Source organism: Pseudomonas sp. R4-35-07 (assembly GCF_003852235.1).
Classification (GTDB): domain Bacteria; phylum Pseudomonadota; class Gammaproteobacteria; order Pseudomonadales; family Pseudomonadaceae; genus Aquipseudomonas.
Genome location: NZ_CP027732.1, coordinates 5,784,267 through 5,805,276 on the forward strand (window position 1 = coordinate 5,784,267; position 21,010 = coordinate 5,805,276).

Annotated in this window: 20 protein-coding genes; 8 read left to right on the forward strand and 12 right to left on the reverse strand. The window is 62.4% G+C overall.

The genetic code is table 11. From position 1 onward, the window contains the following. Positions 1-36: 36 nt before the first annotated feature. On the reverse strand, positions 37-681 hold the full coding sequence (locus C4J89_RS26595) for a DUF1826 domain-containing protein (protein WP_124415959.1): 645 nt from the start codon (positions 679-681) through the stop codon (positions 37-39). Further along, entirely contained in the window at positions 681-1,889 is a 1,209-nt protein-coding gene (gene zigA, locus C4J89_RS26600; protein ID WP_124415960.1) for a zinc metallochaperone GTPase ZigA, read from the reverse strand. Before zigA ends, C4J89_RS26595 begins: the two co-directional genes overlap by 1 nt. 62 nt (positions 1,890-1,951) lie before the next feature. Here zigA and C4J89_RS26605 point away from each other — a divergent pair, with 62 nt between their 5' ends. Then, positions 1,952-2,341, forward strand: coding sequence for a glutamine synthetase (locus C4J89_RS26605; protein ID WP_372237998.1), 390 nt, complete (start codon positions 1,952-1,954; stop codon positions 2,339-2,341). On the opposite strand, the gene C4J89_RS26610 is transcribed toward C4J89_RS26605, so the two are convergent. Next, positions 2,338-3,549: an N-acetylmuramoyl-L-alanine amidase gene (locus C4J89_RS26610; protein ID WP_124415961.1), complete on the reverse strand. Its 1,212-nt coding sequence runs from the start codon at positions 3,547-3,549 to the stop codon at positions 2,338-2,340. The genes C4J89_RS26605 and C4J89_RS26610 overlap by 4 nt on opposite strands. A gap of 128 nt (positions 3,550-3,677) precedes the next feature. Between C4J89_RS26610 and folE2 the strand changes: the two genes are divergently transcribed. From folE2 to C4J89_RS26630, 4 genes are read left to right on the forward strand one after another with little or no spacing between them, the layout of a single operon-like run. Further along, the gene (gene folE2 / locus C4J89_RS26615) at positions 3,678-4,568 is read left to right on the forward strand and encodes a GTP cyclohydrolase FolE2 (protein WP_124415962.1); all 891 of its coding nucleotides are present in this window, start codon (positions 3,678-3,680) and stop codon (positions 4,566-4,568) included. Next, on the forward strand, positions 4,565-5,233 hold the full coding sequence (locus C4J89_RS26620) for a metal ABC transporter ATP-binding protein (RefSeq protein WP_124415963.1): 669 nt from the start codon (positions 4,565-4,567) through the stop codon (positions 5,231-5,233). The genes folE2 and C4J89_RS26620 overlap by 4 nt, the downstream gene beginning before the upstream one ends. Further along, a complete protein-coding gene (locus C4J89_RS26625) occupies positions 5,233-6,099 on the forward strand; it encodes a metal ABC transporter permease (RefSeq protein ID WP_124365049.1) in 867 nt (288 codons plus the stop codon). Before C4J89_RS26620 ends, C4J89_RS26625 begins: the two co-directional genes overlap by 1 nt. A gap of 11 nt (positions 6,100-6,110) precedes the next feature. Then, positions 6,111-6,989 carry a metal ABC transporter substrate-binding protein gene (locus tag C4J89_RS26630; protein ID WP_124415964.1) on the forward strand — a complete coding sequence of 293 codons (879 nt, stop codon included), beginning with the start codon at positions 6,111-6,113 and terminating at the stop codon, positions 6,987-6,989. A 24-nt stretch (positions 6,990-7,013) separates the two neighbouring features. Here C4J89_RS26630 and C4J89_RS26635 read toward each other — a convergent pair whose 3' ends face one another. Then, the gene (locus C4J89_RS26635) at positions 7,014-7,535 is read right to left on the reverse strand and encodes a DUF3617 domain-containing protein (protein ID WP_065933659.1); all 522 of its coding nucleotides are present in this window, start codon (positions 7,533-7,535) and stop codon (positions 7,014-7,016) included. A gap of 130 nt (positions 7,536-7,665) precedes the next feature. On the opposite strand from C4J89_RS26635, the gene cls reads away from it, so the two are divergent. After that, positions 7,666-9,105 (forward strand): cardiolipin synthase, encoded by a 1,440-nt coding sequence (gene cls, locus C4J89_RS26640; protein WP_124415965.1) that lies wholly within the window; start codon positions 7,666-7,668, stop codon positions 9,103-9,105. 62 nt (positions 9,106-9,167) lie between these two features. On the opposite strand, the gene cfaB is transcribed toward cls, so the two are convergent. From cfaB to hflK (C4J89_RS26680), 8 genes are all read right to left on the reverse strand, one after another. After that, complete coding sequence (cfaB, locus tag C4J89_RS26645) at positions 9,168-10,352, reverse strand: C17 cyclopropane fatty acid synthase CfaB (RefSeq protein WP_124365052.1); 1,185 nt, start codon at positions 10,350-10,352, stop codon at positions 9,168-9,170. Positions 10,353-10,441: 89 nt separating this feature from the next. Further along, positions 10,442-11,227, reverse strand: coding sequence for a DNA-binding domain-containing protein (locus tag C4J89_RS26650; RefSeq protein WP_124415966.1), 786 nt, complete (start codon positions 11,225-11,227; stop codon positions 10,442-10,444). After that, positions 11,218-12,063, reverse strand: a complete 846-nt coding sequence (locus C4J89_RS26655; RefSeq protein WP_124415967.1) for a DUF692 domain-containing protein — start codon at positions 12,061-12,063, stop codon at positions 11,218-11,220. The genes C4J89_RS26650 and C4J89_RS26655 overlap by 10 nt, the downstream gene beginning before the upstream one ends. A gap of 63 nt (positions 12,064-12,126) precedes the next feature. Continuing rightward, positions 12,127-12,378, reverse strand: coding sequence for a hypothetical protein (locus tag C4J89_RS26660; protein ID WP_124365055.1), 252 nt, complete (start codon positions 12,376-12,378; stop codon positions 12,127-12,129). A 116-nt stretch (positions 12,379-12,494) separates the two neighbouring features. Further along, positions 12,495-14,381 (reverse strand): cation-translocating P-type ATPase, encoded by a 1,887-nt coding sequence (locus tag C4J89_RS26665; RefSeq protein WP_124415968.1) that lies wholly within the window; start codon positions 14,379-14,381, stop codon positions 12,495-12,497. Next, positions 14,378-15,412, reverse strand: a complete 1,035-nt coding sequence (hflK, locus tag C4J89_RS26670; RefSeq protein ID WP_124372345.1) for a protease modulator HflK — start codon at positions 15,410-15,412, stop codon at positions 14,378-14,380. The genes C4J89_RS26665 and hflK (C4J89_RS26670) overlap by 4 nt, the downstream gene beginning before the upstream one ends. Then, entirely contained in the window at positions 15,409-16,401 is a 993-nt protein-coding gene (hflC, locus tag C4J89_RS26675; RefSeq protein ID WP_164487628.1) for a protease modulator HflC, read from the reverse strand. Before hflC ends, hflK (C4J89_RS26670) begins: the two co-directional genes overlap by 4 nt. Positions 16,402-16,410: 9 nt before the next feature. Continuing rightward, positions 16,411-18,315: a protease modulator HflK gene (hflK, locus tag C4J89_RS26680; protein WP_124415970.1), complete on the reverse strand. Its 1,905-nt coding sequence runs from the start codon at positions 18,313-18,315 to the stop codon at positions 16,411-16,413. A 311-nt stretch (positions 18,316-18,626) separates the two neighbouring features. Between hflK (C4J89_RS26680) and C4J89_RS26685 the strand changes: the two genes are divergently transcribed. Both C4J89_RS26685 and C4J89_RS26690 read left to right on the forward strand, forming a co-directional pair. Then, positions 18,627-19,250, forward strand: coding sequence for a CDP-alcohol phosphatidyltransferase family protein (locus C4J89_RS26685; RefSeq protein ID WP_124365060.1), 624 nt, complete (start codon positions 18,627-18,629; stop codon positions 19,248-19,250). 11 nt (positions 19,251-19,261) lie between these two features. Then, on the forward strand, positions 19,262-21,010 hold the full coding sequence (locus tag C4J89_RS26690) for a bifunctional alpha/beta hydrolase/class I SAM-dependent methyltransferase (protein ID WP_124415971.1): 1,749 nt from the start codon (positions 19,262-19,264) through the stop codon (positions 21,008-21,010).

Sequence of the window (21,010 nt, forward strand, 5' to 3'; positions counted from 1 at the left end):
TCATTCAGACCGTGTAGAGCGCTTGATCCTACGCGTTTATGCAAGCCAATCCAGTGTGAGGATCAAGCGACGCTCATTGGCTTTCAGTGCAGGTGAGCGGTGAATGAGGCCATGGTCTTCGTTGCCATGCCATTTGGTGCCCTTGAGCAGGGCCACCTCTCCACAGAGAATTTGCTCGATGCGCTCGGTGGGCTCTGCGTCGGGCTGGCTTAATCGTCGGCGGTCCATGACGCCTTCGCGCAGCCATTGGCTGCCGACGCCAGCGTAGGTGGTGATCAGCCGCACAGGCACATGGTCGACGTGAAAACGTGGGCACATGGCCCTGTCCAGCAGGCGCAGACGCACGCCGATGCGCCTGGCGCCCAGCAGGCAGGCGAATGCACTGACCAGCCAGGACACATCGGCGATAAAACCATCATAGCCTTCAAGATCGCGGCAACGGGGCGCCAGCCCCTGCAGGTTCGGCGCGCTGTCTTCGCGGTCCAACTCGATAACTAGTGCTTCGGCCAGCGGCTCATCGAGCGCCACGACCAAGGCGGCGAATTCGGCGATGTGCAACGGTAATTGGCGCTGCCACAGCGCCAGGTTCACGCCGTCTTCCAGGATGTCAGCCAGCGCCAGCGGGGTTTGCCCGCGGGTTTGGCGAACCACCGGGCGCAGGGGAGTAAGCGGGGCCAACATCAGGCGGCTGCCTCTTCATACCAAGGGCCAAAGGGATCGGCCAACTGGCGCCAAGCTTCGATGCCCAGGGCCATTTCTTCATCCGTGAGCAAGCATTGGTCCAGCTCGGCGCGCATCTGCGCAAAGTCGATGTTCTGGCCGATAAACACCAGTTCCTGACGGCAATCACCGGTGCTCGGTTGCCAGTTGTCCATGATCGCCGCGACACTTTCTGCGTCTTGCGGCCACTGGCTTTTCGGCACGAAACGCCACCAGCGCCCGGCAAAGCCATGGCGCATCAAACCACCGGCCTGGGACCAACTGCCGGCGTCCTGGTGTTTGCTGGCCAGCCAGAAGAAGCCTTTGGAACGCAGCAGTTTGCCATTCACCCACGGGCGGTCGATAAAGTCGAAAAACCGCTGTGGGTGAAACGGACGGCGCGCACGGTAAGCGGTGGACGCAATGCCGTACTCGTCGGTTTCCGGCACGTGTTCACCGCGTAACTCCTGCAACCAGCCCGGTGCCTGGGCAGCCCGTTCGAAATCAAAGCGGCCGGTGTTGAGGATTTTGTTCAGCGGCACTTGCCCCATGACCATCGCAATGATCTGCGCCTGGGCGTTGAGGCGTTCAAGAATGGCCATCAATTCTTCGCGCTCGTGACTGCTGATCAGGTCGATCTTGCTGACCAGTATCACGTCGGCGAATTCGATCTGTTCGATCAACAGGTCGGTGATCGAGCGCTCGTCCTCCTCGCCCAAGGTTTCCCCACGTGAGGCCAGGCTTTCTGCGGCTTGGTAGTCGAGCAGGAAATTCACCCCGTCGACCACTGTGACCATGGTGTCCAGGCGTGCGACATCCGCCAGGCTCTGCTGGTTTTCATCGCGAAACGTGAAGGTTTCGGCCACAGGCATGGGTTCGGAGATGCCGGTGGATTCGATCAGCAAGTAATCGAACCGGCCTTCCCTGGCGAGCTTGCCGACTTCTTCGAGCAAGTCCTCGCGCAGGGTGCAGCAGATGCAGCCGTTGCTCATCTCCACCAGCTTTTCTTCAGCGCGATTAAGTGTGACGTCGCGCTGCACCTCACTGCCGTCGATGTTGATTTCGCTCATGTCGTTAACGATTACCGCCACCCGCAGGTTTTCGCGGTTGCGCAGTACATAGTTGAGCAGGGTGCTTTTGCCGGCGCCGAGAAAGCCGGACAACACGGTGACGGGTAGACGGTTGGGCATCGGTTCGCTCTCATCAGGCTGCCCGGTCGAGCCAGGCTTTGTTTTTATGTTATAGTATAACAATGCAAATAAGCCAACCCTCCTTGCTCTTCGCGATTTGCGCCCTGTTATCAGCAGTGGCAGGACCTGCCTGTGCCCAACCCCCAAGCCTGCTAGCCAACTGCACCCGCAGCGCCAACCTGCTGGCCTGTGTCGACCCGCTGGGCAACGCCTATAGCGTGGCGACCGTTGGCAGCACCACGTATCTGCGCGGGTTCGAAGTGATCGGCAAACGCTACTGGGCACAAACTAACAGCCGCTATGGGCAGCTGACGTTTTTTACCGGGTTGGCATCGGACGGTGAGGCATGGGTTGGCTACACGCGGCGCGTGGGCTGGACCACCCTTAACCGGTTCTCCAGTTCGGGTGGCGCCAGCGCCAGGTTCACCTGCAGCCGAATGACCGGCTGTTAGACCTGGTTGTTCTTCTGCTCCTGCACCCAGGCCATGTAGCTGTTCATTGGAGGGTTCTTCTCGAAGTATGTTTTCAGCCCGTTGAACAAGCCGTCCGCCACTGCCTGTTGATGGCGCGCCGTCACCAGCCGCTGGGCGTCCTGGGTGTTGGAGATAAACCCGGTCTCGACCAGGATCGACGGCACGTCGGGCGATTTGAGCACCGCGAAGCCAGCCTGCTCCACACGCTTCTGATGCAAGCTGGTGATGTTTTGCAGGCTGCCCAACACCGCGCTGCCCAGTTGCAGGCTGGAGGCGATGGTGGCGTTCATCGACATGTCGAGAATCACGCCCGCGAGCATCGGGTCCTTGTCCTTCAGGTTGAGTAACGTCGTGGCGCCCAGCAGATCCGCGCCGTTTTCGCGCTGTGCCATGAAACGCGCGGTTGCCGAGGTGGCACCGCCCTCGGACAACGCATACACCGAGGCCCCCGATGCGGTGAGCCTGGGTGCCGCGTCGGCATGCACCGAGATGAACATATCGGCTTTGTGCTGGCGGGCGATGTCCACGCGCTTGCGTAAAGGCACGAAAAAGTCATCGTTGCGCACCAGCTTTACATCGAAACCCTTTTCGCGTTTCAAGCGTTTAGCCAGCAACTGGGCAATCGACAACACCACGTCTTTTTCCCGCTGGCCTTTGGAGCCGATGGCGCCGGGGTCTTTGCCGCCATGGCCAGGGTCGACCACCACGATGATGTCGCGCCTGGGATGAGCTTTATCCACCGGCGCGATCAATGGCGCAGGCTCAGCGGCGATTTGACGAGGCGCCGAGGTGGCGCGAGTCAGGTCGAGTACCAGGCGATGACCCTGACCTTCCTGGGGCGGCAATAAAAAACTGTTGAGCTGCATCGGTGCGGCCAGGTCCAGTACGATGCGGGTGTCGGCCTTGCCAAAATGCCCGGAGCGAATCGAGGTAATTCCGCTGTTCTTCAGCATCAACTGGGAGAAGTCTCCACTGAGCCCGGCGCCGCTCAGGTCAATGATCACGCGATCCGGGGCGGCCAGGGAAAACGTCTTGTATTGCACCGGCCCGCTGAGGTCGAACACCAGCCGCAGCTTATCCTCCGAACGCCACAGGCGCGCATTGCGGATTTGCGTGGCGCAGGCCCCCGGCGGCAAGGCGAACAAGGGGCTGACCAGCAGCAGGTTGAGGAGCTGACGTCTGTGCATGACCAATACCGCAAATAAAGGAGCGTCCCTGCTCAACGTGGCTGAAGAAAGGCTGGAGCAGAAATTTCATCGTCGAGGTAATTGTTATACTATAACATGTCGAATCATTTCCAACGATGGACCTGCTTATGAATGCGCTGACTCTGCCGGATATCGCCACGCAGGCTTCACGCCAAGCCTTGCCACTCGACTGGGTGGGCATGTGCGGCATCGCCTTGCCGGTTCTGCTCGAGGGCCAACGTCTGCCTGCCACCGCCGATGCAGGGGTGAGCCTGGACGATGGCTTGGCCCGTGGTATTCATATGTCACGCCTGTACCTGGCGCTGCAGGTGTTCGACCAGCAACCGCTTACGCCTGCACTTCTGCGTAATGTACTGCAGCGCTTTCTCGACACACATGAAGATTTATCTAACAACGCCTACCTGCGGATCCACACCCATTTACTGTTGAAACGCCCCGCCCTGGTCAGCCCATTGGACGGTTGGAAGCGCTACCCGGTAAGCATCGAGGCACGTCTGGAAAACCAGATGTTCCACGTGGAACTAAAAATTGACGTTGCTTATTCCTCGACCTGCCCGTGTTCCGCTGCCCTTGCCAGGCAATTGATTCAGCAGCAATTTCTCGAAGATTTCGCCAACACGCCATTGCGGCATGCAGACGTGTTGACCTGGCTCGGCAGCACCAATGGCATCGTTGCCACGCCCCACAGTCAGCGCAGCAGCGCACAGTTGCATGTGCAACTGCAAGGCGACCAATTGTCCGTCATCGATTTGATCAACGCTGCCGAAGCCGCGCTCGGCACCGCTGTGCAAACCGCAGTGAAGCGTGCCGACGAACAAGCCTTCGCGCTGGCCAACGGGCAGAACCTGATGTTCTGCGAAGACGCCGCCCGCCGCCTGAACCTCGCCTTGAAACGCTCGGATGCGGTCAAAGCCTTCCACCTCAAAGTGATCCACGCTGAAAGCCTGCACGCGCACGATGCCGTGGCTGAAAGCCGTTGGACGAGACCCTCCCCATGATCATCTGCAACGCTTTGCGCTGGGGCGCCCCGAGCCAACCGCTGACCCCCGCCGTGGATTTCACCCTGGCAAAGGGCAGTCTCACTGGCGTCATCGGCCCCAATGGCTTTGGCAAAAGCAGCCTGCTCAAAGTCATCGCCGGCCTGCAAAAGCCGCTGGCGGGGACCGTCAGCGTCGCTGTTCCACGCCGTGGCGGCTTGGCGTTCCTGCCTCAGCAGCAACACCTGGACCGCCAGTTCCCCATCAGCCTGCAAGAACTGGTTGCCGCCGGATTCTGGGGCACCCGGCTCACACCACCGCAACGCAGCGAGCGCCTGCAAACCGTGCTGGAAGACTGGTGCCTCAGCGGCCTGGAGCAACGCCCATTGATGGCGCTGTCTGGCGGCCAGCTGCAACGCGCCCTGCTCGCCCGCATGAGCCTGACCGACGCACCGGTCCTGCTGCTCGACGAACCTCACGCGGCCCTCGACGAAGAAGGCCAGGCGCTGTGCTGGAAACACATCCACGCCTGGCACGAAGCGGGCCGCACGCTGATGGTGGTCTGCCATGACCTGGCGTCGGTGCGCCACCACACTCCGCATGTGCTGCACATCAAAAGCACCGGCTGCGCATTGGGCCCGAGCAAAGAGCTGATCCGCCCACAACCGCAATTGCAGGTGGCCTGATGCACTTTGCTGCTCACTTGTGGATGCCCTTTGTCGACTTCGTCTTCATGCGCCGCGCGCTGATCGGCGGCCTGGTACTCGCCTGCAGCACGGCGCCGCTGGGCGTGTTTCTGATCCTGCGGCGCATGAGCCTGATCGGTGACGCCGTGGCCCACGGCATTCTGCCCGGTGCCGCCCTGGGCTTCTGGTTCGCCGGGTTGAGCCTGCCGGCACTGACTATCGGCGGCCTCGGTGCGGGCCTGAGCATGGCCGGGCTATCCGCCTGGATCACCCGCCGCACCGGCCTGCGTGAAGACGCCAGCCTTGCCGCCATCTACCCTATCTCCCTCGCTGCCGGCGTGCTGATCCTGGGCATCGCCGGCAAGCGCCTGGACCTTTTGCACCTGCTGTTCGGCTCGGCCCTGGCCGTGGATGAGACCACCCTCACCGGCATGCTCTGGGTCTGCGGCTTGAGCCTGATCGCCATGGCGCTGATCTACAAACCGCTGCTGCTCGATACGCTCGACCCGCTGTTTCTGCAAACCGTCAGCCGCCTCGGCCCGCTCGCCCACGGGCTGTTCCTGACCCTGGTGGTGCTGAACCTGGTCATCGGTTTCCAGGCCATCGGCGCCTTGATGGTGGTGGGTTTGATGATGTTGCCGGCCATCGCTTCGCGCTTCTGGAGCCGGCGCCTGCCGGTGCTGATCGCAGTATCGGCCGTGCTGGGATGCCTGTCGGTGTGGCTGGGATTATTGCTGTCGTTCTACTACTCACTGCCCAGCGGCCCGGCCATCGTGCTGGTGGCGGGCGCCGGGTATGCGTTGTCCGTGGTTTTCGGTCCGGTGCACGGCTTGCTGCGCCGCCCGCCCTTGCTTACATCCCAATGAGGTGTTTTCCGATGCGCGCTCTACTTGTGCTGTTCAGTCTGCTGTTGCCCCTCTCGATGGCCCAGGCCGCCGATAAACTCCAAGTGGTCACCAGCTTCAGTATTCTCGATGACATCACCCACCAGATCGGTGGCGATCATATCCAGATCAGCAACATGGTCGGCCCGGACGCCGACGCCCACACCTACGAACCCACGCCGGACGACGCCAAGGCGTTGCTCAAGGCCAGACTCATCATCAAGAACGGCCTAGGCTTCGAGCCTTGGCTGGACCGCCTGGTGAGCAGCACCGAGACCAAGGCCACGGTGGTCACCGCCAGCAAAGGCGTGATCTCCCACACCATGGACGAGGACGGCGAGACCATCCCGGACCCACACGCCTGGCACAATCTGGCCAACGCCGAGATTTACGTCAACAACATCACCAAGGCCCTGGTGATCGCCGACCCGGCCAACCAGGCGGACTACCTGCGCAACAGCCAGGCCTACCTGAAAGAAATCCACCGCGTGTTGGCCGAAGCCAAGGCCAAGTTCGGCGCACTGCCGGCGGGTAACCGCCGTATCGTGACCTCCCATGACGCCTTCGGTTACCTGGGCCAGGCCTATGGCATCCAGTTCCTCGCGCCACAAGGTTTGTCCACCGAGCGCGAACCATCAGCCGCCGAAGTGGCCGCGCTGATCACCCAGATTCGCCAGGACAAGGTCAAGGCCGTGTTCATGGAGAACATCAAGGACTCACGCCTGCTCAAGCAAATTGCCGACGAAAGCGGCGCGCAGATCGGCGGCACGCTGTACTCCGACGCCCTCGCCACCGAAGGCCCGGCCAGCACGTTTATCGGGCTGTTCGAATACAACCTCAATACCTTGTGCGCGGCTCTGGGCACACCATGATTCGCAATGCCTGATGGTTCTGCGTCAAGCGCGAGGTTTGACGGTACCGCAATCGTTGCCCAGCCATTGCGCGTGAGTGTCCAGGCTGCCCTTTTGCTGGATGCCGGTGGCATTGAAGGTGCCGTTGACGGTGGTGGTGAATTCTTTCTGGCTCTGGAAAGTCGCCACGCCTACGCCTTGGGCTTTCGGGCAACTGAAGCGGAATTTCCATTGGTTGCCGGTCTTGTCGGTCACTTGCTGTTTGCAACCCGATTGCGGGTCCGTCAGGGGGATGGAGTCGGACGCGACCTGAGCCGGCGTCAGGCACACCTGCACGCCTTTACCGGCCATGGTGATGCCCTGTTTTTCCAGCATGGCGCGCTGTTCGGGGGTCATCTGTTGCTTGAGTTGACCGAGAATCAGGGACAGGTCCGGCAGGTCCTGGTTGTCGACTTTCATATTGCTGGTCGTCAATTCCCACAAGCCCGGCGCCAACATCTGTGCCTGTGCTGCCACCGGCAGCGACAAACCAACAACCATGGATAAACAGAGCAGACGAGCATTCATCGGGTAACTCCTGGGCAATTGTGGGCGTTAGACGCCGCAAAGGTGCCAGTGTTGCACGGCAAATAAAATAGCGACATTCACTGTGGAACATGGTCTGTTACGCATTGGACTGCCCGGAGTAATGTCGTTCATGGATTTTTTTGGCCCGCACCTGCTCGCCTACTTCATTGCCACGCTGCATTTTTTCGGGAGCCTCGCCGCGATCCATGCGGTACTGACCGTCAGGACCGCCCAAGGCTCGATTGCCTGGGCGTTGTCGCTGATGTTCATGCCTTACCTCACACTGATTCCCTACCTGATTTTCGGCCGCAGCACCTTCGACGCCTACATCCAGGCGCGTCGCCAGGCCAACCAGGAAATGCACACGGCCATCGCCGAATTGAACTGGCGCCCCTGGGTCGAGGAGGCGCTGGCCGCGCGCAATTCCAATGCCTACGCCTCTTTGCGCGCCATGCCCAAATTGGGCCGCATGCCCTGTCTGGCCAATAACCAGGTGCAGTTGCTGATTAACGGCGACGCCACCTTCAGCGCAATCTTCGAGGCCATCGGCAGCGCAAAAACCGCTGTGCTGTTCCAGTTCTTCATCATTCATGACGATGAACTCGGTCGCCAACTGCACAGGTTGCTCACGGCAAAAGCGGCCGAAGGCGTGGATATTTACGTGCTCTACGACCGCATCGGCAGCCACGCCCTGCCCCATCGTTATGTGCAGTCGCTGCGCGACGCGGGTGTCAACGTCAAAGCCTTCGCCACCCGCAGCGGCTGGCTGAATCGCTTTCAGGTCAACTTTCGCAACCACCGCAAGATCGTGGTGGTGGACGGCATCACCGGGTTTGTCGGCGGGCACAATGTGGGCGATGAATACCTCGGTAAAAAGCCGCCCCTGTCGCCATGGCGCGATACCCATGTGCAGGTCACCGGCCCGGTGGTGGCGTGCTTGCAAGAGTCGTTTGCCGAAGACTGGTTCTGGGCCGCACGCGAACTGCCACCCCTGATTCTGCCGGACGCTTACCCCGAGAATGGCGTGCTCTGCCAATTGCTCGCCAGCGGCCCGGCCGACGCGTATGAAACTTGCTCGCTGTTTTTCGTCGAGGCCATTCACGCCGCGACCGAACGCGTGTGGATCACAAGCCCGTATTTCATTCCCGACGAAGCCGTATTCGCCGCCCTGCGCCTGGCGGTCTTGCGCGGGGTCGACGTACGCCTGTTACTGCCATCGCGCCCTGATCACCGTATCGTCTACGCCGCCTCCAGCCTTTACGCGATCGAAGCGGTACGCGCCGGCGTGCGAGTGTTCCGCTATACGCCGGGCTTTCTGCATCAGAAGGTGGTGCTGGTGGACAGCGAAATCAGCGCCATTGGCAGTGCGAACATGGACAACCGTTCGTTCCGGCTCAATTTCGAAGTGATGTTGCTGACGGTCGATGAAGCCTTCGCCAAACAGGTGGAACGGATGCTGCTGGACGACTTCGCCCTGGCCCATGAAGTCAGCCAGGAGGAAAGCCGCGAAACCCGGCGCCTGCAACAGCTGGGCATGCGCGTGGCGCGCTTGATCTCGCCGATTCTGTAACAAATGTGGGAGGGGGCAAGCCCCCTCCCACATTTGGTCCTTCAGTGTTCTGAAGAAACGGGTCAGCGGTAGATATCCTCCCGCGTCCACGGCAGTTCATGGCTGCCATCGGCATGGGGTTTTACCGCCAGGATCTGATGCAGGTTGATCCAACCCCGCGCAAAGGCATAGGCGCAACCCGCCAGGTACAGGCGCCAGATACGCAAGGCGTGCTCCGGCACCATCTTCGCCGCTGCTTCGAGGTTGTCCTCCAGGCGCTCGCTCCAATGGTCCAGCGTACGGGCGTAGTGCAGGCGCAGGCTTTCGACGTCCACCACTTCCAGCCCGACTTCGCTGATTTCGGCCGTCATCATCGCCAGGTGCGGCAGCTCGCCGTTGGGGAACACGTAGCGCTCGATAAAGTCCCCGGCGCCACGGCCCACGGGACGGCCGTCGGTGTGTTTGGCAGTAATGCCATGGTTCATCACCAGACCGCCCTCACGCACGGCGCCGTGCAGAATCTGACAGTATTGCGCCAGGTTGGCGTGGCCGACATGTTCGAACATGCCCACGCTCACCACTTTGTCGAAACGGCCGTCCTGAGGCAGGTCGCGGTAGTCGAGCAGCTGCAGGTCGACCTGGTCCTCCAGGCCTTCGGCCTTCACCCGCTCCTGGGCCAGGGCCAGTTGTTCCTTGCTCAAGGTAATCCCAAACACCTTGACCCCGAATTCCCGCGCCGCAAACCGCGCCAGCCCGCCCCATCCACATCCCACATCGAGCAGATACTCACCCGGCTGCAGCCGCAATTTGCGGCACAGATGGCGGAATTTGTCTTGTTGGGCCTGGTCGATGGACTCGCTGCCGGTTTCGAAATAACCGCAGGAATACACCATGTCCTGGTCCAGCCATAGCTGGTAGAACTCGTTGGACAGGTCGTAATGGTAGGAAATGGCCGCCGCGTCGGTCGCCTTGTCGTGGATCGAGCGCACCGGCCGAGGGCCATCGTCGTCTTCGATCAAGGCGTGACTCAACTCGTCACATACCCTGATCACCTCGGCGATGGAGCCTTCCAGCTCCAGTTTGCCCTCGACGAAGGCTTCGCCCAGGGCGTCGAGCGTGGGATGGGTCAGTTGTGAGACGACCGTAGGGTCCTTGACCACGATGGTCACACTGGGCTCGGGGCCCAGGTTGAATTCATGGCCGTCCCAGAGTCGAAGACGCAGCGGTAGCTGAAGATTCTGTAAGGCCGGTGGAAGTTGCGCGAGCATGAGTAGTCCCCCCTTGTTTCAGACGTCTGCTGTGAGGGTAGACCATCCAAAATAAAGTAGGAAGCTATCGATTAAATAACTGCCTGCCATTAAGCCCGACGCTCGAGCAACCCGTCCTGGATCCACTGTTTCAACCATGTGGCCGCTTGCAGTGGCGCACCCTCTTCATAAGTGACTGCCAACTCGACGCACAGTTCTGAAAAGTTCCAGCTGCTGGCGGTCATGCCTATCAGGGCGTGGGCTTCGGCGGGCTCGAGACTGCGATAACGACACAGGTTCTGATGGCGCCACACCAGGCAGACCTGCGCCAGGTCCAGCGCCTGGCTGCCGGGAAAGTCCGATTCATCCTTATTGGCCCGCCAGATGCCCAGCGTGTTGAAACGGCACGTTAGCTGCTGCACTGAAGGCACCAGCGATACGCGCAATGCCGGCCAGTCTTCAGGCGCCAGTTGCGCCATATGGTCGAGGGTCAGCGGCTCGCCCGCAGGCGCGTCGAATGCCAGGGTGAATGCCCACTCCAGCCGCGCCAGTTCCGCCAGCGGGACACTTTGTTCGGCCATCAGGTGCTCAAGAATAAACCCTGCAAAACGCTCACCCAGCCACCGCAGGCTGTAATGGGCCGAGGGATAACGACGAATATACGCTTGGCTCAGCGCGGCAAACTCATCATCGCCCAGCCAATACCGGATGGCGGCAAAGTCGTGACGTAATACGTCCTGCAATCGGGACAGGTAGGCGTTGTGATAAATCGCCAGGCCCGTGTCCACATCCAGCGTCGGCCCGCCAAGCAAGGTGGCGGCAAAGCCACTGTCGGCGGTGCAGGTTTCAGACAGCAGATGTGCCTCGAACGCCCGTTGCCAATCGATCAAGCGCATAGCGACCGCCTGGCCAACGCAGTGGCACCCAGTTCCCGGGCCTTGTTCAATTCAGCCAGCAGCACTTCGAACGGCGGGAAATGATCGTCGCGCTCCAACAGCGTCGAGACCGGCCCCAGATGTTCCAGCGTGCGCTGATAGAGCGCCCACACCGGATCGCACACCGGCTGATCGTGGGTATCGACCACGTAGTCGCCGTAGTCCCTATGCCCCGCCAGATGCAGCTGGCGAATGCTTTCAGGCGGCAGGTTGCGAATGAACGTCCAGGCATCGAATCCGTGATTACGCGAGCTGACGTACACATTGTTCACGTCCAGCAGCAATTGGCATCCGGTCAGATGCGCCAGGGCATTGAGAAATTGCCACTCAGTGAATTCATCGGCCTTGGAGCGCACATAGCTGGAGACGTTTTCCAGCACCAGCGGGCGTTGCAACACGTCCTGCACCTGAAGCACGCGACCGGCCACGTGGTACAGGCTTTCTTCGGTGTACGGCAGGGGCAGCAGGTCATGCAACTGGTGTGCGCTGCCACGGCTCCAGCACAGGTGATCGGAAATCCAGGCTGGCTGGATGCGCTCGGCCAGGGCCTTTATCTGCTTGAGATAAGCGGTGTCGATGGCATGGGGCCCGCCGATCGATAACGACACGCCGTGCATCACCAAGGGGTAGCGTTCGGCTATGGCGTCCAGGTAATACAAGGCCTTGCCGCCCTGCACCAGATAATTCTCGGAGATCACTTCGAACCAATCCACTGCAGGGGATTGGGCAAGGATCTGTTCATAGTATTCGTGACGCAAACCCAGGCCGTAACCCAGGGAGGGAAGAGAACGGGTCATCATGCGCTCCTGGAAAGTGTCCGCAGCGGCGCGAGGTCCGCTGCGGTTGCACTCGCGTGTCGGTTACTCGCCGACTTTGCCACCGGCCTTGTCGCACTCAGCCTTGGTCATGGCCTTGAAGCCGTGGCCCTTGCACTCCGCCTGGCCTTTGCAGGCGTTTTCAGCGGTTTTGCAATCGTTCATGCCTTTGCAGGACGTGACACCGTAGCAATGAACCGGAGCGTCGGCGGCCTGTACCTGGGTGGCGACGCCGGCAAACATGGAGGCCGCAGCGATAGCCAGGGCAGCACCGGAAACGGCGTGTTTGATATTCATTGTGTAGTCCTCATCGGTCAGTGGTGATGCCGGTCTGAGCGGATTGCCCAGTCTCGACACACCACTAGAGTGAGGCGCCCTTTTAGCGTTACAGCCCGGTACGAAGTTTTCTGAAATTATTCGTCAAGCTTCAACAGCGGCTCCTGAAAACGCAGCAATCGCCCGGCGTTACCCAGTACCAGCAAGGTGCTGAGGTTATGCAACACCGCTGCGATCATGGCTCCGGCGGCGCCCAGCCAGCCGAAGGCGGCGAACACCACGATGGCCAGCGTCCAGCCCAGGCCGATGATCACATTCACCTGCAAGGTGTGCCGGCACTGGCGGCTCAAGCGCACGCAGGTGCCCAGGCGGCGCAGGTCGCTGCCGATCAACACCACGTCTGCCGAGGCCAGCGCGATATCGGCACCGCCCGCGCCCATCGCCACGCCGACCACACCGGCTTTGAGGGCAAGGGAGTCGTTGATGCCATCCCCCACCACCATCGGCCGGAAACCGCTGCCGATCTCCCCCAGCACACGGTTGAGTTTGTCTTCCGGCAGCGCTTGGGCCTGGACCTCAGCGATGCCCACATTCACGGCCAGGCTGTCGGCCACGCTCTGGCGGTCGCCGGTGAGCAGCAACTGGCGACCCAGCCCCAGCTCGCGCAGTTCCTGCAGGGCCTGGCGCGCCTCGGGTTTGACGCTATCGGCCAGCAGCAGCCAGGCCAGGAACTGTCCGTTCAGCGCCAGCCCGGCAATCGGGCCGTCATGGTTGGGCACGGCGGTCGTGGCGATAGCCAGCTGCTCGAACAGTTCGGGACGGCCCAGCGCCGCTTCGCCCTGTTCAGTGTGCGCAACGACACCGAGTCCCTGGCGCTCGCGAATATCGGTCAGCACCACGCGCTGTTGCTGTGTCGCCAACCCCGCCAATGCACGGCTGACCGGATGGCTGCTGGCCGCACCGAGGCTGGCCGCCAGGTTGAGCAAGGCCTGGCGATCGGTAGACACGGTTTCGATGGACTGCAGGCGCAAGGTGCCGAAGGTCAAGGTACCGGTCTTGTCGATAACCAGTGAAGTGAGGTCCGCCAGCTCTTCCAGAAACGCCGAGCTGCGAATCAGAATGCCGTGCCGTGCAGCGACCGCGATCCCGGCGATTGCGGTAGCCGGCGCCGACAACACCAACGCACACGGGCACGCCGCCACCAGCACGGCCAGCATCGCCTGGGCGTCGTTGGTGACGAACCAGGTGACCGCCGCCAACAACAGCACCAACACCATGTAGCTACCGGCATAACGCTCCAGCAACCGGGTGATCGGTGGCTTGGAACGTTCGGCGTTCTGCATCAGCGCAATCACTTTGCCCAGGGTCGACTCATTGCCCGTGCGCGTCACTTCAAGGCGCAGCAGGCCGTCCAGGTTGATCGCCCCGCCAAACACCTGCACGCCCACGCTGGCTTCCAACGGTACCGATTCACCGGTGATCGGCGCGGTGTCCAGGCTGGCCTGGCCCGACAGCACCACGCCGTCGGCCGGCACGCGGTCGCCGGCGCGCACTTCGACCACATCGCCGGTGTTCAGCGTGCCGTTATCCACTTCCACAATGCTGCCGTCAGCCTGCACCCGGCGCGCATGGCTGCGCGTGAGTTTACCCAGCGCGTGGATCGCTTCCTGGGAACCGATCACGCTGCGCTCTTCAAGCACATGCCCGAAAATCATGATGATCGGCAGCAGCGCTGCGGTCAGCAGATCGCCAGTGGCCCAGGCGCCGATCATCGCCAGCGCGATCAATTGGTCAGTGATGCCATGCAGGCTGGGATAGCGCAGGCTGTACCAGGCCGAACGCATCACCGGCACGGCCACCAGCAGCGAGGCCACACCGAGCAGCAGTTGGCTGACCCCGCTCTGGTCCGCCGCCAGCCAGCGCCATACCAGGCCTAATACGAGTAAACCCAAGGCCAGCATGGCCAGGGTCAATTGCCGGGCGGCGCTGCGCTGCTCGGCGGAGGTCAGCATGGGTGCGCTCATTGTTCGGCTCCCTGAATGATCAAACGGGAGTCGTCTTTAGGATCGACCGTGGTGACGGAGCCGGCCTGGCCCAGAATCTTCGGCAGGCGCTCGCGGTACAGGCGCAGCAACAGGCCCGGGTCTCGGACTTGCGCCAGGCTGGTGACGGCAGCGGTCTGCGCCTGGGCATTGGCCAGGCGTTCACTGGCTTGGGCATGGGCGACTTGCACCTGGCGGTCAGCCTCCTGGTTGGCGGTCTGGGTGAGTTTTTCCGCATCGGTACGCGCGTTGGCCACCGCCTTGTCGGCTTGCTGGCTGGCGGTGAGTACCGCATTGAACGCGTTCACCGCCGGGCCCGGCAGGCTCGATTGCACATCGACCCGTGTCACTTCGATGCCCAGGCCCAACCCGCTGGCAGTCAACTGCGCCAAGCGCTTATTGATGCCTTGCACCAAGTCGCCGCGCAGTTTTTCGCGGCGCTCGGCGGCGCCGTTGTCGGCGCCGATCAGCTCGGGGCGCGCGACCAGGATGGTGTCCAGGTCGCGCGCCGCCGTCAGGGCCACCGCGCTGCGGGTCACCAGGCGGTCCAACGCCGGCAGCACATGCTCGCCCTGCAACACAAAGGCGTAGGGCTCGGTGACCTTGTAGAACACCCGCACATCCAGCTGCACGATCCCGGCATCGCCGGTCAGCAAATAGCCGGAACCGGCCAGCGTATCGCTCAGGGGTGTGGCGAAACTGGCCACGCGGTCAGCCTGCACGGCCGCCTCAGAACGCAACAGGTTCTCCACCCGACGCTCGATCACCCGGTCTGCCGCCGGCAACAACACCACCTGCTCGAACGGTTGCGGCCAGGCCAGCAGCAGCCCGGCGTTCTGAATCCGGTCGAGGGCGCCGAAGTGCAGCACCATGGCGCGGTTCTGCGGGTCGATCTGGCGCACATTGGAAAACGCCCAGGCCAGCGCCGCCAACACGGTGACCGCGTACAGCGCCAGGAACGTCAGGCGCCCGGCCTGGATCCAGGGGCTGTCCGGGCTGTCACGCTCACTCATGGCTGCACATCCTTGGGCCCATCCACCAGCGCGCGGAACGGCGCGGCATCGGTGCGCAGGATGATTTTGGTGCCCGGCGTCACCACGGTGCCCAAGGTATCCAGCGAGCGCAGCAGGTTGTACAGCTGCGGATTACCCGCGTAGGCGCGTCCATAAATCTGCGCTGCTTCAACCCGCGATTGCGCTTCGATATCAGCGGCTTTCACCGTGGCATCGGCTTGCATGATCCGTGCATCACGTTCGGCCGCCGAGCGGATCTGCGCCGCCTCACGCTTGCCCACGGCGGTGCGCTCGGTGGCGATGGTTTCACGTTCGGCGCGCATGCGGTCGACCGTGGCGGTGAGGGTCACCGACGGCAAGGTCAGCCGTTCGACACCGACCTGGGCGACGCGTACGCCATAGGTGGCCAGCAATTGCTGATCGATCTGCTGGCGCAGTTGGGCTTCGAAATCGGCGATGCGCACCTGGTTGGCGTCGGTATTGATCAGGCTGGACAGGTCAAAACTGGCCGCCGTGGTTTCCAGCGCCGAACCGACGAAGGTACGGATCTGCCGCGCCGCTTCATCCGGCTGGTTCTGCACCGCGCGCATGAAGCGTTGCACATTGTCGGTATCGCCCTGCACCTGCCACGCTACGTAGGCCTGCACGATGATCCGCAGGCCATCGCGGGTGCCGACATCCTGCAGCCCGCTGGAAGTGGTGCGCAGGCGCAGGTCAACCGGAATCGCCGCTTCAAACGGCGCCGGCCAGCGCCAGCCCAGGCCCGGTTTCAGCAGCACCCGCACCGGGTTGCCGAAACGGGTAATCACCGTGGCCTCGCCGGAGCGCACCTGCACCAGGCTCGCCGCCGCGATGGCAAACAGCACCAGCACTGCCGCCCAGGCCATACGCCGCCAGGGGAAAGGGCTGTCTGCCTGTTCATCGCCATGATGGTGATGGTGGCCGTGATGATGGTGATGACCGTGATCGTGAGAATGAGCGCTCAACAGACAGACTCCTTATTGAACGGCTTTACGCGGCACCGAGGGATCGGCCGGTAAGGTAAAAGATCGCAGATCGATCGTCGGCGCACTGTCGGCGCCCAGGCGATGATCCAGAATAAGCAGTTTGGCGTGGGCCAGGCCCTGGCTGAGCTGGCCCAGGTACTGTTCCAACACGAAAGCCCGGCCCGCTGCGGCGTAGGCTTTTTGTTCGGCAACGAAGCGCAGGTTGGCCGCCTGGGCACTGGCATTCACTTCGCGCGCGGTGGCCTGGGCCTGGTTGCGGGCGGTGCTGGCCTGCAGCAACGCCTGGTTGGTCTGCTCGCTGGCCGCGCCACGCTCGCGAGCGATCAATGCCTGGGCGCCGATCTGCGCGGCTTGCACGCCGTGATAGGCGTTGGCGGCGCCGGCCGGTGGGTGGATCGCTTCGACGACCGTGGCGAGAATTTCCACACCGCTGTCGAGCTTTTGCAGGTCTGCTTGTACGCTGCGGCCGATTTCGTCGGCAAGGCGGGTGCGTTGTTCGCCGAGCAATTCATCAAGGGTGCGTGAGGCAAAGTCGTGCACCAGGATGCGGCTGGCGGTGCTGCGGATCAGGGTCGGGACATCGGCGCTGTTGTAGGTGGCAGCCAGTGCGGCCTGGTCCGTCAGGCCGATGCGGTAGACGAACCGCACGTCCATGTTGACGATCTGGAAGCTCTGTTTGTCGCCACTGCTGCTGGCGATGACTTGGGACTTGTCATTCACATGGCTGGCGTCCCACAAGCGATTGGCGATCAGCGGCGCCGGGCCTTCGGCGGCGGCCAGCTCGGGCGCGGCGCTTTCGCTGACGCTGGTCGCCAGCTCGTGCACCACGCCGTTCTCCACGTTCAACACGCGGCCCAGGGGCCAGGGCAACCCAACGTGCAAGCCCGGGCCGAACACTTCGACCGGTTTACCGAAACGCTCATAAATCCCACGGCCCTGCAGAGGGACTTCATGCACGCCGGTCAGCGCCCAGCCTACCGCCAGCACCACCAGCAGCACCGGCAGGAACGCGCGACGCATGTAGGTAAATGCCCAAATCTGGCGCAGGTCGATGCCGAAACGATTGTGCAGTTCATGCTGCAAAGCTTGCAGCGGCTGCGGCGGCCAGCGCAGCAGGCCTGCGACCACACTCTGCGCCATCAGGCGCGGTTCCAGACGCGGCTGGCGTGGGCTGAACAGTGACAGCACGCCGCGCAGCACAAATTCCAGCGCCACCAGCGCAGGCAACAGGCCGATCAGCGTCGCCAGCCGCAGCGGCCACACCGATTGCGCACCAGCAAACAACAGGCACAGCGCACTGATCACCAGGCAGGTGATCGCCACCCGGCTCAATTGCGCCAGTTGCGCAGCTTCCGGCCATTGCACGGCGGTTTCCTGGGCCATGCGCCGCTCGAACACCAGCAAACCGAACGCCAGCGCCAAGCCCAGCGCCGCGCCGATACTGGCGGATTGACCGACGGCGGCAGCGGGCAGCGCCAGGTTCCAGAATTCGATAACGCTGACCAGCGCCAGCAACGACCAACCGCACAGCCACAACACCGGCGCGCCGATCTGCTTGCCCAGGCGCTGCGCAAGGCGCTCGTAGCGGCCCGTCTCTACACCCGGCAATTCAACTGCCGGCTCTTCCAGCGCCTGGGCACGCCAATCGGCTACCCACCACGCCGACTGCAAGCCGGCTACCAGGACGAGCAAGGCCGACGAGCAATTGATCAACACCACCGGCCAGATCGAGACCGGTGCAAACAGCGCCACAAATAACGCCAGCACCCAACCGGTAACGGCCAAGGCTGTCAGGCTGATACCGGCTTGGCGCAATCGACGGGCATGGAACAGCCCCTGCTGAAAACGCGGCAGGCCCTCAACCGAAGCTCCGTCAGCTTCTAGATCCACTTGCATCCACTCAACGCCCGCTTGTACATAATTCGTTACGATATAACACGCGGCGTGAAATTTTTGTTCGCTTTTGGCTACAACGCAGATCCCCTGTGGCAGGGGGCTTGCTCCCGATAACGGTGGGTCAGCAGTACATGTATCAACTGACCCAAAGCCATCGGGAGCAAGCCCCCTCCCACATTTGATCTTTGTTGTTCCAAAGATCGTGACTAAACCCCCATAAACAGGCGGCATCACTGGTACGCGCCCAAATTAATCGGCACACTCCAGAACAGTTTTTTCGCGGCTCCACGGACAGGGAAGCGCCCTCCTTCATGATCTCCATTTATCAGCTCAAACCGCGGTTCCAAAACCTGCTGCGGCCCCTCGTGCAGCGCCTTTATGACAACGGCACCACCGCCAACCAGATCACCGTGCTGGCCGGCGTGATTTCCGTGTTGGTGGGCCTGCTGATTGCCAGCTTCGCCCAGCACTTGTGGCTGTTCGCGCTGATCCCGCTGTGGATGATTGTGCGCATGGCCCTTAACGCCGTCGACGGCATGCTCGCGCGCGAGTTCGGCCAGCAATCGCGCCTGGGCGCCTACCTCAATGAACTGTGCGATGTGATCGCCGACAGCGCGCTGATCCTGCCGTTTGCGCTGATCCCCGACGTCAGCCTGGCGCCCGTGCTGTTGGTGACGCTGCTCGCAGTGTTCAGCGAATACGCCGGTGTGCTGGGGCCGATGGTGGGCGCATCGCGCCGCTATGACGGGCCGATGGGCAAAAGTGACCGGGCGTTCGTACTCGGGGTGCTGGCCACCGGCGTGGCGTTGGGCTGGTTCGGCGCCGGCTGGGTCGACACGGTGATGTGGCTGGTCGCCGCGCTGCTGGCCTACACCCTGGTCAACCGGGTGCGTCAGGGCCTCAAGGAACACTCAGACACCTCACCGATTGCATAAGGATGCTTGCGATGCGCGAACAGCAACCACACAGCTTCAGCACCCATGACGGCGTCGAGCTGTTTTACCGGCACTGGCCGGCCACGGCAGGCGCCGGGCCGCGCAAGGCGATTATGTTGTTCCATCGCGGTCATGAGCACTCCGGGCGTATCGCGCACTTGGTGGACGAACTGGGCCTGCCTGACTTTGACTTCTTCGCCTGGGACGCCCGTGGTCACGGCCAATCCCCCGGCGAGCGCGGTGACAGCCCCAGCTTTGCCACCAGCGCCCGCGACGTGCAGACTTTCTGCGACCACATCGGCGCCACCTACGGCATCGAAGAGGAAAACGTCGCGGTCATCGCCCAAAGCGTCGGCGCGGTGATCGCGGCCACCTGGGTGCATGACTACGCACCGAAGATCCGCGCCCTGGTACTCGCCTCCCCTGCCTTCAAGGTCAAGCTGTACGTGCCCTTCGCACGCCCGGGCCTGGCCCTGATGCGCAAGTTTCGCGGCAACTTTTTCGTCAACAGTTACGTCAAGGCCAAGTTCCTCAGCCATGACCCGGAGCGCGTGGCGTCCTACGATAGCGATCCGCTGATCACCAAGGCCATCTCGGTGAATGTGCTGCTGGGCCTGTACGAAGCGGCCGACCGGGTGGTCGCCGATGCCCAGGCCATCCAGGTGCCGACCCAGTTGCTGGTCTCCGGCTCCGACTTCGTGGTGCACCGTAAGCCCCAGCAGCAGTTTTTCGACCGTCTCGGCAGCCTGAAAAAAGAGCTGCATATCCTCCCGGGTTTCTTTCACGACACCCTTGGCGAACGTGACCGCGCCCTGGCCATCAACAGCGCCAGGCGCTTTATCCTGCAAAACTTTGCGCAGCCGCTGGACCGCGCCTCGCTGCTGGACGCCGACAAACTGGGCGCTACCTGCGCCGAATCCGAAGCCCTCGCCGCACCACTGCCGCGCAATTCCCTGCGCGATCTGTACTGGCGCATGACCCGCGCCAGCATGGGCCTGGGCAAGAACCTGTCGGAGGGGGTGAAACTGGGCTTCGACACCGGCTTCGATTCCGGCAGCACCCTGGATTACGTGTACCGCAACACGCCCACCGGCAAAGGCGCGCTGGGGCGGATGATCGACACCAACTACCTCAACTCCATCGGCTGGCGCGGCATTCGCCAGCGCAAGCTGAACGTCGAAGAACTGCTACGCCTGGCCATGGCCAGGTTGCGTGCCGATGAGCGCGAAGTGCGCATCGTCGATATCGCTGCTGGCCATGGTCGTTACATTCTGGAAGCTTTGCAGGGTGTGTCGCCGCTACCGGAATCGATCCTGCTGCGCGACTACAGCGACATCAACGTGCGCGACGGTGGCGCCTTGATCCGTGAAAAGGGCCTGGACGATATCGCCCAGTTCATCAAAGCCGATGCATTCGATCGGGCGAATCTGGCCGCGCTGGAGCCGAAACCGACGCTGGCGGTGGTGTCCGGGCTGTATGAATTGTTTGCCGATAACGCCATGGTCGGCGGTTCGTTGGCGGGCCTCGCCGAAGCGGTGGAGCCCGGCGGTTGTCTGGTCTACACCGGCCAACCGTGGCACCCACAGCTGGAACTGATCGCCCGCGCCTTGACCAGCCACCGCCAGGGCCAGGCCTGGGTGATGCGTCGACGCAGCCAGGCGGAAATGGACCAACTGGTGGAGGCTGCGGGCTTTCGCAAGATCACCCAGCGTGTGGATGAGTGGGGTATTTTCACCGTGTCCCTGGCACAGAAGATCTGA